Source organism: Methylobacterium sp. GXS13, from assembly GCF_001455965.1.
In the GTDB taxonomy this organism is placed as follows: Bacteria; Pseudomonadota; Alphaproteobacteria; order Rhizobiales; family Beijerinckiaceae; genus Methylobacterium.
The window spans coordinates 15464-30481 of sequence record NZ_LKKO01000064.1 but is presented as its reverse complement, the minus strand read 5'-3'; the positions used below and the strand labels follow the sequence as shown (position 1 = coordinate 30481).

The 15018-nt window shown below is 63.8% G+C and carries 16 protein-coding genes, 1 other RNA gene and 1 pseudogene; 11 read left to right on the top strand and 7 right to left on the bottom strand.

Annotated elements, in window-relative coordinates:
- A pseudogene (locus tag AO398_RS29505) lies at positions 1–123 on the top strand (porin family protein); the annotation flags it as partial.
- A 168-nt stretch (positions 124–291) separates the two neighbouring features.
- On the opposite strand, the gene AO398_RS21760 reads toward AO398_RS29505, so the two are convergent.
- On the bottom strand, positions 292–1911 hold the full coding sequence (locus AO398_RS21760; protein ID WP_058194276.1) for a methyl-accepting chemotaxis protein: 1620 nt from the start codon (positions 1909–1911) through the stop codon (positions 292–294).
- 209 nt (positions 1912–2120) lie between these two features.
- Here AO398_RS21760 and ssrA point away from each other — a divergent pair.
- Together ssrA and AO398_RS21755 are read left to right on the top strand one after the other, a co-directional pair.
- Positions 2121–2497, top strand: a transfer-messenger RNA (tmRNA) gene (gene ssrA, locus AO398_RS27730).
- A gap of 1136 nt (positions 2498–3633) precedes the next feature.
- Complete coding sequence (locus tag AO398_RS21755) at positions 3634–4428, top strand: Crp/Fnr family transcriptional regulator (protein ID WP_058194275.1); 795 nt, start codon at positions 3634–3636, stop codon at positions 4426–4428.
- A gap of 60 nt (positions 4429–4488) precedes the next feature.
- Here AO398_RS21755 and AO398_RS27725 read toward each other — a convergent pair whose 3' ends face one another.
- Positions 4489–6735, bottom strand: a complete 2247-nt coding sequence (locus AO398_RS27725) for a PAS domain S-box protein (RefSeq protein ID WP_082643397.1) — start codon at positions 6733–6735, stop codon at positions 4489–4491.
- A 715-nt stretch (positions 6736–7450) separates the two neighbouring features.
- Here AO398_RS27725 and AO398_RS21745 point away from each other — a divergent pair.
- The 7 genes from AO398_RS21745 (at position 7451) to AO398_RS29495 (ending at position 12525) form a co-directional block, all read left to right on the top strand.
- On the top strand, positions 7451–7651 hold the full coding sequence (locus AO398_RS21745; protein WP_058194274.1) for a hypothetical protein: 201 nt from the start codon (positions 7451–7453) through the stop codon (positions 7649–7651).
- Positions 7652–8322: 671 nt separating this feature from the next.
- Complete coding sequence (locus AO398_RS21740; protein ID WP_058194273.1) at positions 8323–9654, top strand: MFS transporter; 1332 nt, start codon at positions 8323–8325, stop codon at positions 9652–9654.
- 228 nt (positions 9655–9882) lie between these two features.
- A complete protein-coding gene (locus AO398_RS29720; protein WP_280139141.1) occupies positions 9883–10239 on the top strand; it encodes an amidohydrolase family protein in 357 nt (118 codons plus the stop codon).
- The gene (locus tag AO398_RS29715) at positions 10230–10679 is read left to right on the top strand and encodes an amidohydrolase family protein (RefSeq protein ID WP_280139140.1); all 450 of its coding nucleotides are present in this window, start codon (positions 10230–10232) and stop codon (positions 10677–10679) included. Before AO398_RS29720 ends, AO398_RS29715 begins: the two co-directional genes overlap by 10 nt.
- A 229-nt stretch (positions 10680–10908) precedes the next feature.
- The gene (locus tag AO398_RS21730; protein ID WP_058194272.1) at positions 10909–11463 is read left to right on the top strand and encodes a PAS domain-containing protein; all 555 of its coding nucleotides are present in this window, start codon (positions 10909–10911) and stop codon (positions 11461–11463) included.
- Between the two features lie 474 nt (positions 11464–11937).
- Positions 11938–12252 carry a PAS domain-containing protein gene (locus AO398_RS29500; protein WP_244498848.1) on the top strand — a complete coding sequence of 105 codons (315 nt, stop codon included), beginning with the start codon at positions 11938–11940 and terminating at the stop codon, positions 12250–12252.
- A 63-nt stretch (positions 12253–12315) separates the two neighbouring features.
- Positions 12316–12525 (top strand): hypothetical protein, encoded by a 210-nt coding sequence (locus AO398_RS29495; RefSeq protein WP_244498847.1) that lies wholly within the window; start codon positions 12316–12318, stop codon positions 12523–12525.
- 30 nt (positions 12526–12555) lie between these two features.
- Here the strand turns inward: AO398_RS29495 and AO398_RS21720 are convergent, their stop codons facing one another.
- Positions 12556–12939 carry an SOS response-associated peptidase family protein gene (locus tag AO398_RS21720; protein ID WP_058194271.1) on the bottom strand — a complete coding sequence of 128 codons (384 nt, stop codon included), beginning with the start codon at positions 12937–12939 and terminating at the stop codon, positions 12556–12558.
- Positions 12940–13308: 369 nt separating this feature from the next.
- Positions 13309–13551: a hypothetical protein gene (locus tag AO398_RS21715; RefSeq protein WP_058194270.1), complete on the bottom strand. Its 243-nt coding sequence runs from the start codon at positions 13549–13551 to the stop codon at positions 13309–13311.
- Between the two features lie 267 nt (positions 13552–13818).
- On the opposite strand from AO398_RS21715, the gene AO398_RS21710 reads away from it, so the two are divergent.
- Entirely contained in the window at positions 13819–14076 is a 258-nt protein-coding gene (locus AO398_RS21710; RefSeq protein WP_152997605.1) for a hypothetical protein, read from the top strand.
- 25 nt (positions 14077–14101) lie between these two features.
- Here AO398_RS21710 and AO398_RS29710 read toward each other — a convergent pair whose 3' ends face one another.
- From AO398_RS29710 to AO398_RS21700, 3 genes are all read right to left on the bottom strand, one after another.
- Positions 14102–14224: a hypothetical protein gene (locus AO398_RS29710; protein ID WP_280139139.1), complete on the bottom strand. Its 123-nt coding sequence runs from the start codon at positions 14222–14224 to the stop codon at positions 14102–14104.
- Between the two features lie 217 nt (positions 14225–14441).
- Positions 14442–14681, bottom strand: a complete 240-nt coding sequence (locus AO398_RS21705) for a hypothetical protein (protein WP_152997604.1) — start codon at positions 14679–14681, stop codon at positions 14442–14444.
- Positions 14678–15007: a TIGR02391 family protein gene (locus tag AO398_RS21700; protein ID WP_280139142.1), complete on the bottom strand. Its 330-nt coding sequence runs from the start codon at positions 15005–15007 to the stop codon at positions 14678–14680. Before AO398_RS21700 ends, AO398_RS21705 begins: the two co-directional genes overlap by 4 nt.
- Between the last annotated feature and the right edge of the window lie 11 nt (positions 15008–15018).

The window sequence follows — 15018 nt, the reverse complement described above, 5'->3', positions numbered from 1 at the left end:
CAGGGCGCCCTCGTCGTCAACGCCGCCAACCTCGTCCCGGTCGCCTACAGCGCCATCGGTCGCCGCGACGACGAGTTCGCCGTCGTCCGCGCCGGCCTGAACTACAAGTTCGGCTCGTACTAAGACCCACAGGCGCGCCCGGCCTCCGGGCCGGGCGTGGTTGTTTGGATATCAAGCCGACCAAGCCTCAGACGCATCCGCGTCTGGGGTTTTTGCTTGTGGGCGGCTCGATCGCTCCGCCGGACCGGGCGGCACGGTCGAGCCGGTCTCGCCCCGCGGATGCTGCCGCCCTCAGTGCCGGTAGCGTTCGGCCAGGGCCATGAGGGCCTGGGCGAGTTCGGTGAGGTTGGCCGAGGCGGTCTCGACCTCGCGGGTACCGGCCGCCGTCTGCTGACTGGCCTGGCGGATGTTCTGCAGCGCGCCCATCACCTGCTCGATCCCGAGCTGCTGCTGGTTGGTCGAGGCCACGATCTGCTGGAACGTCTGGACGTTCTCCTCCACCCGCGCCGTGATCTCCTCGATCGTCCGCTGCGTCGTGTCCGAGCGGGTCTTGCCCGAGGCCGCGCGCTTGACCGCCTCCTCGGTGAGCATCACCGAGGTGTTGATGCCCCGCTGGATCTCGCCCAGCAGCCCCCGGACCTGGCCGGTGGCCGCCTTGGCCTGGTCGGCGAGCAGCTTCATCTCCGAGGCCACCACGGCGAAGCTGCGCCCGCTCTCGCCGGCCGCGGCCGCCTCGATGGCGGCGTTGAGCGCCAGGAGATGGGTGCGCTCGGAGATGTCGTTGACCGTCTCGATGATGTCGCCGATCGTCTGGGTCTTCTCCGACAGGCTGACGATGTTGCCGGCCACGGCCTCGGCCTGCTCGCGGATCGCGTCCATGGCCTTGGCGGTGTCGGAGACGGCGCGCAGGCCCTGGCGGGAGGTCTGGGCGGTGGCCTGGGCGGTGGCGATGACCTCGGTGGCGCGCTTGCCGATCTGGGCGCCGGAATGGGTGATCTCGTCGACGGTGGCCGCGGTCTCCTGCACGGCGGCGAACTGCTCCTCGACGGAGGCCGCCTGCTGCTGCGCCGACGCCCGGATCTCGGCGGCGGCGGCGTTGAGGTCGGCGGTGGCCGCCCGGTTGGTCCGGGCGAGGTCCGACAGGCCCGACACCATGGCGTTGAGGGTCCGCCCGAGGCGGGCGATCTCGTCGCGCCCGCCGGCGCGCAGCCGGCCTGTAAGGTCGCCCGAGCCCACGCGTTCGACGAACCCCATGACCGCCCCGAGAGGGCGGACGATCAGGCGGTTGATGGCGATCCAGATCCCCGCGCAGATTAGCAGCGTGAGCAGGGTGCCGCCCCAGAGGGCAAGGCTTTCGTTGCGCTTAGCCCGGGCTACGCGCTGGTTCAGCGCCGCCCGATTGGCCTCGGCCAAGCCCTCGATGGCGCCGAGCCGGTCGCGCAGGGTGTCGAACAGCTGCTTGCCCGTGCCCTCGGTTTCGATGCGGACCGCCTCAGACCGGGTCGCCGGATCGGCCGCCCCATGAATCGCCGCCTGGCCGATGTCGCTCTGCCAGCTGCGCGCGGCTGTCACGGCATCGGCCAGCAGGCGCACCGACGCGGCATCGGTGCCGACCATGTCTCTGAGGCGGTCGATCGCCGCGGCCGGGGCGGGCCGTCCCTGCCGGTAGGGTTCCAGGCTGCCGTCCCGGCCGGTGAGCAGATAGCCGCGCAGGCCTGTCTCCTGATTGAGCATGGCGTTTCGGAACGCGTCGAGACCACGGATCGTCTGGTTCGCGCGATCGAGGGCGTCGTTCGCCTCCCGCAACTGGCCGCGGGTGAGCAGGACCGCCCCGCTGCTGAGCACCGACACCAGCGCGATCAGGCCGATGGCGCTGCCGAGCGTGCGGTTGAGGCCCAACGTGTTCGGCATGTTCGGCTTTCCCTGACCAGACTGGCGGACGGCCTCGCGCGGCCGCGGCAGCGGCTATCCGCGTAAGCCCATAGCGTCCAAACCACGCCGGTGCGAGCCGCAGGCGGGCGCTGAGGTCGGCCCCTCCCCGCCGGTCCGCCGACCCTGACGAAAGACGACGGGTTGCCCGGGGGCGATCCCGCACGAGCCTGTGGACCTTCCGCGTCGCACGCGCTACAATGTGCGTGAGGTTGATGACCGGTTCGTAATAACGTTTCAGGACCCGGGGGCGGTACCCGGCGCCTCCACCAGAAACACCCTGCCCCGGATACCGGACGGGGCCCGAGCGCGCGTTTTTCGCGCAGCCTGGGATCGGGGTGCTTCTGCTGGGGGCGAAGTTAGGTTCGACTGGACGGTAAAGGGATCGCGAGTTCTACCCTGTTTCGGCAGGATAAGATGCGACTTTCGGTAAGGACTCGACCGGTTCGGCGCAGGCAACCCCTGTTCCGGGCACCTGACCAAAACTCTAAATGCCAACGATAACGTTGTCATGGATGCCCGCCTCGCGGCGTAAGCATCTTGCGGCAGGGCAGCCGTAGAAACAGAACCCGGGGCTTCGGCCCCGGGGCCCACCTTTTCCAGAAGACTCTATTGGGAAGTCGTTTGGCGAGTTTGCCGAGGACGTTTGAGTCTTGTCCGGCTTGCCACCGAGATTCTCTCCGGCTCACAGCCCCCAAAGAGGGCTGGCCGACCGGGCCGGCGCGGATCTTCGGCTCGCTCGATCTGTCCTGGATCTCGGCGCTGATTGAAGATCTCGAACAGGTGCAAGGCGTGCGGGGCTTTCGGATCCCTCACTGAGCCACCTGTATCGAGGCGCCGTACTCGATAACCCGGGTGCTGGGTGCGACGGCGGCGATCTGGCTGCTGGCGGTGGCCTGAGGGGCGCGGATTGTGACCGAGTGGCGGCCGCGGAAGCGGCATCCCCATGACCACGGGCGGCTGACTGCCTGATCCGAGATCTGTTCGAGGCCGAAGCACCAATTATCGCGAGCGCAGGCGGCCGGTATGACTGGGTCGGGAGAAGCGTGTGAGGTGAGCGATCGACCACCGCGCGTCGTTCGCCCCTGGCTGCAAGCCCATGGATCGTTGTAGCCATTCCCGAAAGCCCTTGTTCCGGTCCAGGCCTCCCTTGAACCGAGCCCGGGCCACGTTGACTCCGATTCAGACCGGATCCGTGATCTCCGCACCCAGCCGCGAGGAGGCGGAAACGGAGCGGTGTTGGAGCGAGGCGGAACACCCAATAGGGCTTTGCGTCGAAGCCTTGTGCTTCCGCCCGGAGCTGTACACAGAAGCTGAGAGCGTTGTTCCAACTTGGTCACATTTGCTGTGATCGGAAGCGAGCAGCTAACCGTGAGCGATGTGTTTTCGCAGAATGACCGCAACGCCTGCGCGCGCGCGGCCTTCGCCGAGATCGAGGCTGTGCTTGATCGTCGGTGTCCCGAGATAAAGGGTGCCTTCTGGGCTGCCGTCGATCGGCACTATCGGTTGGATGCCCCACCTGGCGGAAGACCTGGGACGGCGCCGAGGTCGAGCCTGGATGTTCGGTCGTCCGCCTGGGCCCTTTGGAGATCGTCCTAGGGATATTTCGCAGAAGGTGCCGATCGGAGGTCTCCTAAGGAACGGGCCGGATGTCCCTGCGCCATGCTGCCGGGAGAATAGGGCGCCCCTTCTGGAGGATGATCGATGGAGAGATCTGCCCTGATCACGCTGATGGATGCCGCTGTGCCCCGGGCTGTCCGCCTGCCGCTGCACCCGATCGAAGTCCCTGAACGAGATGGCTGCTTCAGTGCGTTTGCACGCAGGCTTAATGGCCTCGCCCCTCTCACGGGGCAGGATCGAGCAGCGCTTGACGGGCTGATCGCCTATGCGCGGCCAGTCGAACGACACACCGTTCTGGTGGAGCAGGAAGGCATAGCCGATCACGCACTCATCATCTTCGCTGGGTTCGCGAGCCGTTATAAGCGCCGCATGTCCGGCCGTCGCCAAATCGTATCCTATCTCGTTCCCGGCGATTTCTGCGACCGCGGGGCTCTCCATCGCTACCCGCTTGATCACACGATCGAGGCCCTAACCCCCTGCCAAGTCGCCAAGGTCCCGCGCGCAGTCTACCTCGACCTACTTGGCCAGCATCCCGGTATCGCGCTGGCGCTGCAGTATGCGAGGCTCGCAGAAGAAGCGACGGCACGTGAGTGGGTGGTCAATATCGGCATACGCTCGGGCCCCGAACGCGTGGCCCATCTCCTGTGCGAACTGCTAGAGCGCTTGGGGTCGATCGGCCAGGCCACGGATGGCGAATACGATCTACCGCTGACGCAGCTGGATCTCGCCGACACGCTCGCGTTGTCGAGCGTGCACGTGAACCGCGTGCTGCAAGTCCTGAGACGTGCCGGGCTGATCTCACTACGGAAACGCCGCCTCCGGATCCTCGCGCCCCGGCAGCTTCGCCAACTCGCGGAGTTCGACGCCGGGTACCTTTAGCGCTCAAAGAGTGCCCCAGGTGCATCGATGTCCGGCCCTGAGAGGCCACTAGGCTAACGCCTACGCGTCGGACTGGCCAGCAGGGCGCACGCCGGCTGCGGTCGCGATGAGAACCGCCTCAGGCAAGGTGCGTGCGCCGAGCGCTTCCATGACCCGGGCACGGTGGATCTCCACCGTGCGTGGACTCAGGCCGAGGGTGCGCGCGATGGTCTTGTTGGTACCGCCCGCGAGCAAGCCCTCCAGCACGGCGCGCTCCCGTGCCGTAAGGGCTGTGATCCGATCCCGGGCCTCGTCGCGCCCACGCGTCCGCTTCTCCACATCGTGGATCTCGGCTAGCGCCGTCCGCACGGCGAATAGCAGCGCTTCCGGTGCCCAGGGGGGTTCGAGAAAATCGACTGCCCCCGCCTTCATCGCGCGCACCACGAAGCTGACGTCGCCGCTGTTCGCACCGACCGCCACCACGGGCAGTTGCGCGCGTGCATCCTTCAGCTCGCTTGCGACGACTAAGTTGCCGGGCTCTTCTAGGTCGAGCACGACGCAACCCGGCATCAGCGAGCCCGCCACGTTGAGGAAGGCCCGTCCGCTCGCAAAGGCCTGGACTTCGTAGTCGGCAGCCTGCAATGAGCCGACAAGTCCCTTCCGGGCGCCGTCTCCAGCCGAAATTACGTAGGCCCGCAGGCCGGTTTCTGTAGTGATGTCCTGCGCGATCCCGCCGACTAATCGAATGTGCCCGTCGATCGCCGGGATCGGAAAGAAGGTGTCACGGATGCGGCGCACGGCTTTGTCCGAGGCGCGCTGGATCCGGTAGTTCAGAACCAGGGTCTCACCGCTGCCAACCCGCTCCAGCGCCCGTGTGGCACCGTCGCGGTCTTCCGGGTGAACGCTAGCGAGCCAGCTCGCAACATCCGGCATATCCGCCGGCGCCATACCCCAGACTTGCGTGAAGGCTGGGCTTAGATAGTCGAGTCGCCCGCTCTCCAGGTCGGCGAGCCAGAGCACGTTCGTCGAATGCTCTGCGAAGCGTCGGAAGCGCACCTCGCTATCTCGCAAAGCTGTCTCAGCCCGCTTCTCCCAATCGATGTTCTGCACCACGACGATAGCGCCGTTGATCTCACGGTCGACGTTATGAAACGGGGCGGCGCTCACGCGCGTCCAGCATTCCAGCCCGTCGGGATGGGTGAAAATGAAGTCGATGCCTGGGACGACGGTTTCACCCCGCAGACCCCGGGCTCCCGGATACTCCACAGGGTCCAGCCGCCGCCCATCTGGAGCGTAGGCCCGCCAGCGTTCGCTAGATTCCCCGTCGACAGAGGGGATCTTTTCAAGCGCGTAGTGCCCGAGCACCCGGTTCGCCAGCACGATGCGGCCATTTGGATCGACGAGGCCGACTCCTATCGGCAGCTGCTCCAGCGTCGCCGAGAGCCGATGCTCGCTCTCGCGCAGAGCCGCCTCGGCGCGCATCTGCCCGGTGATCTCTACCACGACGCCGACGAACGATACCGGCCGACCATCCTCGAAGCTGGTGCGACCGTGCGTCGAGACCCAGCGCTCAACGCCGTCGCGCACTCCGATAACGCGATACTTGATATGGTAGACGCCATCACCGGTCGGGTCGGTGCAGCGCGCCACCGCAGCCTCGACGCGCGGGCGGTCGTCGGGATAAATGGCGGAGAGCCAGACCTGTTTATCGACGGGCGCGTCGGGTGGCAGGCCCCACAACGCCTTCAGGCGCGCGTCCCAATCGAGCGCACCGGTGCGCGGATCCCAGGAGTAAGGTGAGAGGCCGACGAGGTCGATGGCGGCCTGCAGGCGGGCCTCGCTGGTCTGTAGCTGTGCCTCGGCGCGCTTGCGGGCCGAAATGTCCGTGGTGATCGTCGCCGCGCCGATGAAGCCTCCGGCGTCATCGTACAGTGCGAAGGCGCGCCAATGGACCGTCGTCCCGGAGCCGCCGCCGAAATGCCGGAACCGCAGCTCGCCCTCCCAATGACCATCTTGCAGCAGCGTCGGCAACGCCACGTCGCGGAGGGCGGCTTGGTCGGTAGCCTGGAAGAAGTCCGAGATCGAAAGGGCCGAGATGTCTTCGTCAGGGCTGAGCCCTACCATTTTGCGCCCCGCAGCGTTCACGAACACCGGCCGAAGGTTCGTGTCGGCGATGCCGATGAACACGTGCGATTGGCGGACGAGGGCCGCGAACAGGTCATCGAGCGAAGGCGCACGCGCTGCCCCAGGACTGCCTCGCAAGCCGTAGAGGCTCGGGTCGTGACGAGCTGACCTGTCGTCATCCCTCGGAGGTCTGTCCTGGGACATCCGGGCGCGGCCTTCTTCAGCGACGGCAGAGCACCGGTCCTGAAAGGGGCCGAAGGTACGACTGCCTCTGCCTACGGCGGTCCATCGTCAAGCAATCCTATGAAATCTTATCTATGCGAAAGATACAAATCATATTTCGCATCGCGCACAATATTATCGCGCCCAATCAGGAAATTTTTGTCGCGTATTATCAAGGAAGTTTAGGCTGATACGACACGTAAATACTGTAGTAGAAAATCATTATACAAACAAATAAATGTGCCTTGAACGAGCGCGATGAGCCGAGTGGTCGCGATGCGCGCGCTGGCCGCGGTGATGTTTATGAAGGAATTGGAAAGCAGACTTTGACCATCAAAGTGACTGCCGTGAACGCCTCTATGGCTCACTGCTGGGTCTTTGCGGTTGAAGCAGCGGCTTACGCGGATCGACCCAAGCCCGGTTAGCTTCCTCAGTTCGGCCATCCTCAGAAGATACGCACTACAGCTTGGATGATATTGACTTATGTTGGGTAGCGGCTGCAGCCAGCACGCACACTGCCGTAGGCGAGGCCGCTGACAGTTCCCTTCCTGCCTCCTGTTCCTCCATTTTGTCAGCTTCGCGTTGAATGCTGTCGCTCCATGCTCAAGCTGACTGAGTTCCGGCCCAAGACCGCCACGGCAGGGCTGTGCTGCACGATAGTGATGACCGCCGTGATCATGGGCTTCCCGGTCCAGGGATGATTGAAGAAGCCGACGCCAACGACAAGGTCGTCGCCTTCCGATTGATGGCAAGTCTTTGTGGCTTCGCTAAAGGACTCGGACTTGATGAGGAGACCACCCGGCACATCGTCTTCAGGGTGATCACGGACATGCCGATATGTTCGGATGAGAAGCGCTTGGCGCGAGCCCGCAACTGGATGCTGATCGCGTCCGCGTAGCCAAAGGCGTGGTTCGGACCTACTCGACCGCCGCTTGCGCCAGGATCAGAAGGCGTCGCCGCATTTCCGGGGCGCGAATACGGCGGTAGGCGCTCAACAGCGCCGCGCACTCACCGTCAAGATCGACATCCGTGGTCGTGACGCCTGCGTCTGGCGCTGTCGGCGGGCTTTTCAGGTTTGGCACTTCATACAGCACCCCTGATGGCACCCTCAGTGCATCGGCAATGCGCCCTACAAGCCGCCTTGTTTCCCGAGGTTGGCCCAGCAGGAGGTTCAGGAGCGGCGCCAATTCATGAACTGACCGCACGCTGCGTAGCGGCGTCCGTTCCAATATCCCACCAAACCAAGAACATCGAGTCGATATCAGGCCGACCGCTCGTTGTTAATGTACGAAAGTGGCGCCCGCGAGATTGAGGACACCTCCCCTTTGATCTTCTAGGGCGGCCTTCCATACGTTTTTCGTTGTACAAAATTTGCACCGACCACTTTGCGGTTCATAGCGATCTCGCCTATCTTAGGCGCGTCGAATACAGGCAGCAATTAGCTTCAGCAGCGTAGGGCGTACAGATCGAGGTCGTTGATCCCCGGATGCTGGATATGATGTGCTGCGACTGTTCAATTTGAGGTACGGAAGGAGCCAAGAAACACGCGGACACAATGGGAGATTCAGGATGGCCGCCACGCAGGCTACGCCATATCGAACAGTGGATGGAGCCGCCGTCATGCAGCGGGTGGGATGGCGGATCGTGCCGTTCCTCGTGCTTTGCTACTTCATCGCCTACGTCGATCGGGTGAACGCGGGCTTCGCCGCCCTCACCATGAACAAGGATCTCGGCCTGTCGCAGGCGATGTTCGGCATCGGTGGCGGCCTGTTCTTCGTCGCCTATGTGCTGTTCGAGGTGCCGAGCAACATCGCGATGGAGAAGGTCGGCGCGCGGCTCTGGATCGCGCGCATCATGATCACCTGGGGCATGGTCGGCGTCGCGATGGCGTTCATCGTCGGACCCTATAGCTTCTATCTATGCCGGTTCCTGCTGGGCGCGGCCGAGGCCGGGTTCTTCCCCGGCGCGCTCCTGTACCTGACCTACTGGTTTCCTAAGGCTTACCGCGCCCGCATCGTCGCCATGTTCATGGTGGCAATCCCAATCTCCAGCTTCCTCGGCTCGCCGATCTCGGCGGCTCTGTTGCAGCTTGAGGGCGCCGCTGGGCTGCACGGCTGGCAGTGGCTGTTCATCGTCGAGGCGATCCCGGCGGTGCTGCTTGGGCTTGCTGCTTTGTTTATGCTGCCGAGCCGACCGGCGGAGGCCAAGTGGCTGGCGCCCGAGGAACAGGCATGGCTGGAAGATCAACTTGCGGTCGATCGCTCAGGGATCTCCCCGGTCGCGCACCACCTGCCGCTGCATAAGGTTTTGACGAACAAGTACATTTGGGCGCTGGCGCTGATCTACTCGGGGTCGTCGGCCACCAGTAACGCGCTGTCGCTATGGCAGCCCCAGATCCTCAAAGCGTTCGGCCTGTCAAACTTGGAGACGGGCCTGCTGAACATGATCCCGTTCGGCATCGCCTCGATGTTCATGATCTTCTGGGGCCTGCGCGCCGATCGAACTGGCGAGCGGGTGTGGAGCACCGCGTTGCCGTTGGCAGCGACCTGCCTGTGCCTGTTCGCCACCAACCTCACCTCTTCACTCACGGTGACGATGGTGCTGCTGAGCCTCGTGCTGATGGGCAACTACGCGATCAAGGGTCCGTTCTGGGCGATGGCCACCGAATGGCTCTCGGTGGGCACGGCTGCGGCCGGGATCGCGGCGATCAACACGCTCTCGCATTTGGGCACCGGCATCGCCTCATGGCTGCTCGGGTTGATCAAGGACCAGACCGGCAGCTTCCCCCTCGCACTTCTACCGCTCGTGTTCCTCACCGGCTCTGGTGCGATTATGACCCTGATCCTCGGCCGCGGCTCGCGCACTCGGGCCGCAGCCCCTGCTCCGGCCGCCGCAGAATAGTCTCGATCTTCGAAGCCGCCGTGCTTGAGCGGCTTCGACGAGATGGTTGGGCCTTCTCGTCGATGAAGGCCCTGCCCAATGCGTTTTCGAACGCAGCAGGGTCTTACTCACTGAAGCAGCGATCGCAAGGAAGCGGCGATGACTTCGCGACGTATGTTCCATGGGGCCATCGTGGGTTTGGCTGCGGCAAGTGCTTGGCCGCAACGCAGCGTGGCGCAGGATGCTTCCGTGACAGCCATCGACTCCCACGCGCATGTCTTCAAGCGTGGCCTGCCGTTGGCTGCCAACATCCGGTACGCGCCCGATTACGATGCGACGCCGGAGGATTACATCAGGAACTTGGACGCCAAGGGCATGTCGAATGGCTTCCTCGTTCAGCCTAGCTTCCTCGGGACCGACAACAGCTACATGCTGGAGGCTCTGAGACGTTACCCAAATCGCTTCCGTGGCATCGTCGTGGTGCAGCCTGATATTCGGCAGGACGCCCTACAAGAACTTGCGGCTGCCGGAGTCGTCGGCATCCGGCTGAACCTGATCGGTGTACAGAACCCGCAGTTCAATGCCGATCCTGGCCGATGCTGCTGAAGCGCCTCGCCGACCTTAACTGGCAGGTCGAGGTCCAGGCGGAGGCCCGTCGATGGCCGGAGTTGCTTCCCCGCTTGTTGAAGAGCGGCGTAAAGGTCGTAGCGGACCATTTCGGCAAGCCCGACCCCAAGCTCGGCATCGATGATCCTGGTTTCCGGCAGTTGCTCACTGCGGGGAACACAGGCCGTGTCTGGGTCGAGATCTCCGGCCCATACCACAACGGCGCTGACTTACCGGCGGCTGCGATACCGCTGCTGCGTGAGAATTTCGGTCTCGATCACCTAGTCTGGGGAAGTCACTGGCCGCATACCCAATTCGAGAAGGCCACGAATTACATACAGGTCCGAGGCGAACTCGACGCGTGGTTGCCTGCTCTTGGTGATCACCGCGTCGTCCTCGCAGATGCGCCGTGGAAGCTGTTCTGGATGGCCCGTACCTGATGCTCATCACGGTGCTGAGCCCTGGGTAAGACCTGACAGGATATGCATCTGCTGCTCGCGCCGCCCCGACTTGCTACACCCCGATCATAGTACGATTTTCACAAGTATGGGTCGGATGTACCGTATCTGGGCTAATCAACATTCGACATGCCGGGAGGAATTGGCATATCGGTGAGATGCCGCGCTGGTCTGCAAGCGTTCTATCGAGAGTTGCGGAGGAGCATGCAGAATGATCTTCGTTGCGAGTGCGACCGGCGGCGTGACCTACGTCAGTCCGGAATGGTGTGCCTTCACTGGACAGGCTGCGGAGGCTGCAAGCGAGCACGGCTGGCTCGAATGCGTACACCCCGACGATCGCGAGACCACCGTCACATTTCTGCGCGGCGCGAGGGATCAGCAGAGCGAGTACAGCCTGCGTCTGCGCTTGCGCCGAGCGGACCAGAGCTACGCTTGGGTGATGATCGGTGCTGTGCCCTCCTACGGACCGCCCGACCACTCGTTCCTCGGCTACCTCGGGTCCCTCACGGAGATCAGCTCGAGTGGGTCAGAGCCATTGAACGCCTACGGCACGCTCGCCCGCTTCGTCCCCCCACCCATGAGTCCGACGACGCCACCTGGATCTACGCTTGAACTGGTGGCTGATCATCTACTGATGGCCCACTCAATCATCGAACAAGACCATGCTCAGGAACTGCTGCCAGTTCTACGGCAGGCCCTGACGATGGCAGGCATACTGCTCGCACGAAGTATGGCGTCACCAGATCCAAGTGACCGCTTTCACTAAGGCGATATGCGATGACGACCCAGGCCGCTCCAGACTACAGCGCTTTCGCTTCCGTTGATGCCTTTACGGCCGCCAAGAAGCGCTTCGCGTCTTCCGGGCCAACGTTCTGCAAATACGATTGAACGACCGCAAGCACCTGTCTCTCTCGTTCGCGTCGAAGATGCTCGACCGCGTCGGCGCTGGCGCCGAAGAGGGCTGTCACTGGGATACCGAGCGCCTCGCTGATCCGGACGAGAACACTATGTGTCCCATGTCTATCGCCGCAGGTCTCAGAATCATCGCGCATGGCACCTCGCTTTGCATCTCGCCTGATAGATGCGGCGACAGTGTCTCTGCGGTGTGTATATGCACCCCAGCATACAATTTCTGCGGTGCAATATACGCAAATTGAAACCCATGCGCGCACTCCCGCAGTTAAGCGTTTACGACCGTACAGAAATTGACGTGGGTTAAAAACCGAACTTACGAGACGCTATGCGCATCAACGCCATCAATGGGTTCACTGAGGAGCTCGACCGCCTGCGTGCCGATCTCGATGGCTCCTGTGTCGTCGGCACCTGGGTCTGGGACCACATCCGCGGGGTCGTGACCTACGACGAAGGTGCGGCTTGGCTTCTCACGGGCGACCCCGACCTTGCCGATCGCGAGATTGCAGGACTGGAGGCCGCCGCAGCCGTTCATCCGGACGATCAGGAATGGCTGGCCACGCATATGCGTCAGGCCGCTAAGGTGGGCGGCCTCGTGCTTGCCGAGTACCGTGTCCTCGCACCTGACGGTGCCGTACACTAGCTGCTGAACCGTGGTCGGACGTATCGCGATCATCTGGAACGACCGGTACGTTCCAGCGGTATCTTGATCGATATCACCGAGATGCGCGACGTCGGCGAACGCTATGTTGTCGGCAATGTCTCACAGGCGGAAGATCCGTTGGAACGGTCTGCCAATCTGGCCATCGCGTTGAAGCAGACCCTCGGGGCCGACGCTCCCGCCGATGTACGGGCAGCGACCAACCTGCTGCTCCCCAGTCTTGGACGCGCCATCGCTCGGGGCAGCGACCGTTGAATGCTTTTCTCGCTGGCGCGCCAGCGAGCTTCAGCGCGGCCGATCCTTGGTCAGCGCGAACCACACGGGCGGGTGCAAGCCGTCCGCGGCCTTCTCATTCTCGCTGAAGCCCGTGAACGGCACGAGGCGGCGGTGCTCGGGCGAGAGCCAGCGGCGCCAGTGCGGGGAGGCCGTGTTGCGCACGTTGGTGATGCCGGGATCGACCTTCCGGCCCCTCAGCACAAAGGCCGGGGACGGCATGCCCCAGCGCATCATCGACAGGGCACGGGCACCGTCGCGCATGCGGATCACGGGTGCCGAGGTGTTCGGGAAGATACCGGGCAACGGTGGCAGGTTGCCGGTGTCGTCAAGCTCGACGCTTAACACCTTGCCGATCTCGGACTGCGGGCGGGTCAGGCTGTAGAGGCTGCACATGCAGTGGGCTTGCCGGACGCGTCGTGAAGGCTCACCCGCAAGCAGCGTTCGCGGCCGAGGGTTAGGTGGCGCGCACTGGGTTAAGGTTGCTTTTACCCTGCTCAGGGGGCCTTGAAACGTACCGCAGATCGCGGGCGTAATCCGCCCATGACCCACCGACGCGTCGCATCGGCAAAGCCGGAGTCTCAGAGCGAGGATACGCTCGCTCACATATCGCAGACCGAATTCATAGCGGCTTGGGAAGCTATGGTAGGGGGACCACCTGCCATGATGCTTGGAAGCCGCTCGGAGATGATCCGGCTCCTCGTGGACAGCACGTCGATCGAGCCGCCAGCGGGATTGCCCACATGTCTGATCGGCGCCCGCCGATCACCCCAAGACGTTCTGAATTAGCTCCAGATGCATGCGGCTGAGTACGACGGTCCGCTCGATCTCGCTGAGGACATGCTCTGCGTACACCCGCGCGGGCGAGCCTTGGGCAAGGCCGGACAGGACGCGCATCTGCTGTTCGCGACGTTCCTCAGCCTCGGCTACCTGCTGCCCCGCCTGCGAGAGCGGATCATGCAGAAGCGTGTCCGAGTGGGAGAGCATAGCAGTCACGAGAGCATCCATAGCACTGTCTCGCCGCCCGATCTGATCACAGGCTGGCGGGGCTCGATGCCGTTCCTCACGGCGACGGGGCCAAGTACGCGATGTGGCCCAAGGTGCTCAATGATCGAAGATGGTTATCAGAGACAGAACGGCGACGCTTGAGGAGGATCTCGGATAGGGATGCCAGTCGGCAGTGCCAGTCGATCCAGGCCAAGATTGGACGGACAGGCACTCGCCAATGTTTCGGTTCCGTTCCAGCTACCGGCCTGCGGCGCGCAGGGTGGTATGATGGCGAGGCGTGGGGTCTTCTTGCGGGCTGAGGAGGTCGCCTTCTTAAAGGAGGCCCAGCGCTGGCGGCAGCAGTGCATCCTCGTCCTGACCCGAGCCAAGCCGCAGGGGCCGCTCTACAAGGCCGATGAGAAGATCTTGGATGCGATCGACGGGCTGGCCGAGGTCGTGACCGGCGACCGGCAGCGGTTTCACCAAGAGAGCCCACGAACGCCAGGGCCGGACCTACCGCCCGTGAAGTGGCGCACCGTCGATTAGATCAGCGCTGGAGCCGCGCCGTGCGTTACCGGCCGTGCTGGCTTCCAGGCCGATCCTGCCGGATGGCCACGAAGTAGACGAGGGCGCCGATGGCGGCGACGGCGGCGGGGGTGGCGAATAGGAGCCACGTATAGTCGTGCGGGCTCATGGCGTGTCTCTCAGGCGCCCGAGAAGGGCGCGTGCTGTGAAATGTAGGCCCGTCCCGACCAAAAGCCAAAACAGAGCGAGGCCGACCGCTACAACCGGGCTGGTGGCACCGGTCACAGCAGCGATCGACGGGGCGATGGATCCGACCGCAACAGCCGCCGTGGCAAGGCCGTTCAGCCACGTCGCGGACAGCTTGAGCCGTTCGTTGTGGATAAGGTTCACAGGATATCGAAGTCTTCCTGATCCGCAGGCAGCACAGAGCCTTGATGCGTGCTGTCGTCCTTCATCGCAGGCTCGACGATGACGACACCATCCTTAAAACCCACCCGCACATCCGGGTAGCCTGCCGCTCGCATCGCCCAGATCGCCCGGATCGCCCGGATCGCTCGAGCGATATCAGCCTGGGTCACACTGGTGGGGCGGCGTGGCACTACTGCTCGTCTCTCGTCGCCGCTCACGCGTCCACGATCCGTAGGAGGTGGTTCGCGAGCATGATGATCTCGGCCGCCTCATCTGGGTCGTCGAGGTCTACCTGCCGGTGCGACTGCGGGTTCTTGTAGCTGCCAATCGCGCCAGCGAAGAGGGCCGAGCGCGCCTCACGTTCTGCCGGTAACATGCCCATGTCCGCCAGTGGGCCGTTGTCCTTGTTGAAGGCTCGGCGCATCACGAGAGTGCCGATGTCGGTGGCGGCGAGACCGGACGCCTCGCGCACGCGCACCTCCACCACCTGCATCGCCTCGAACACAGCCGTGTCGTATTTTCCGCGGCAATAGAGAGAGCCCAGACATCCTCCCG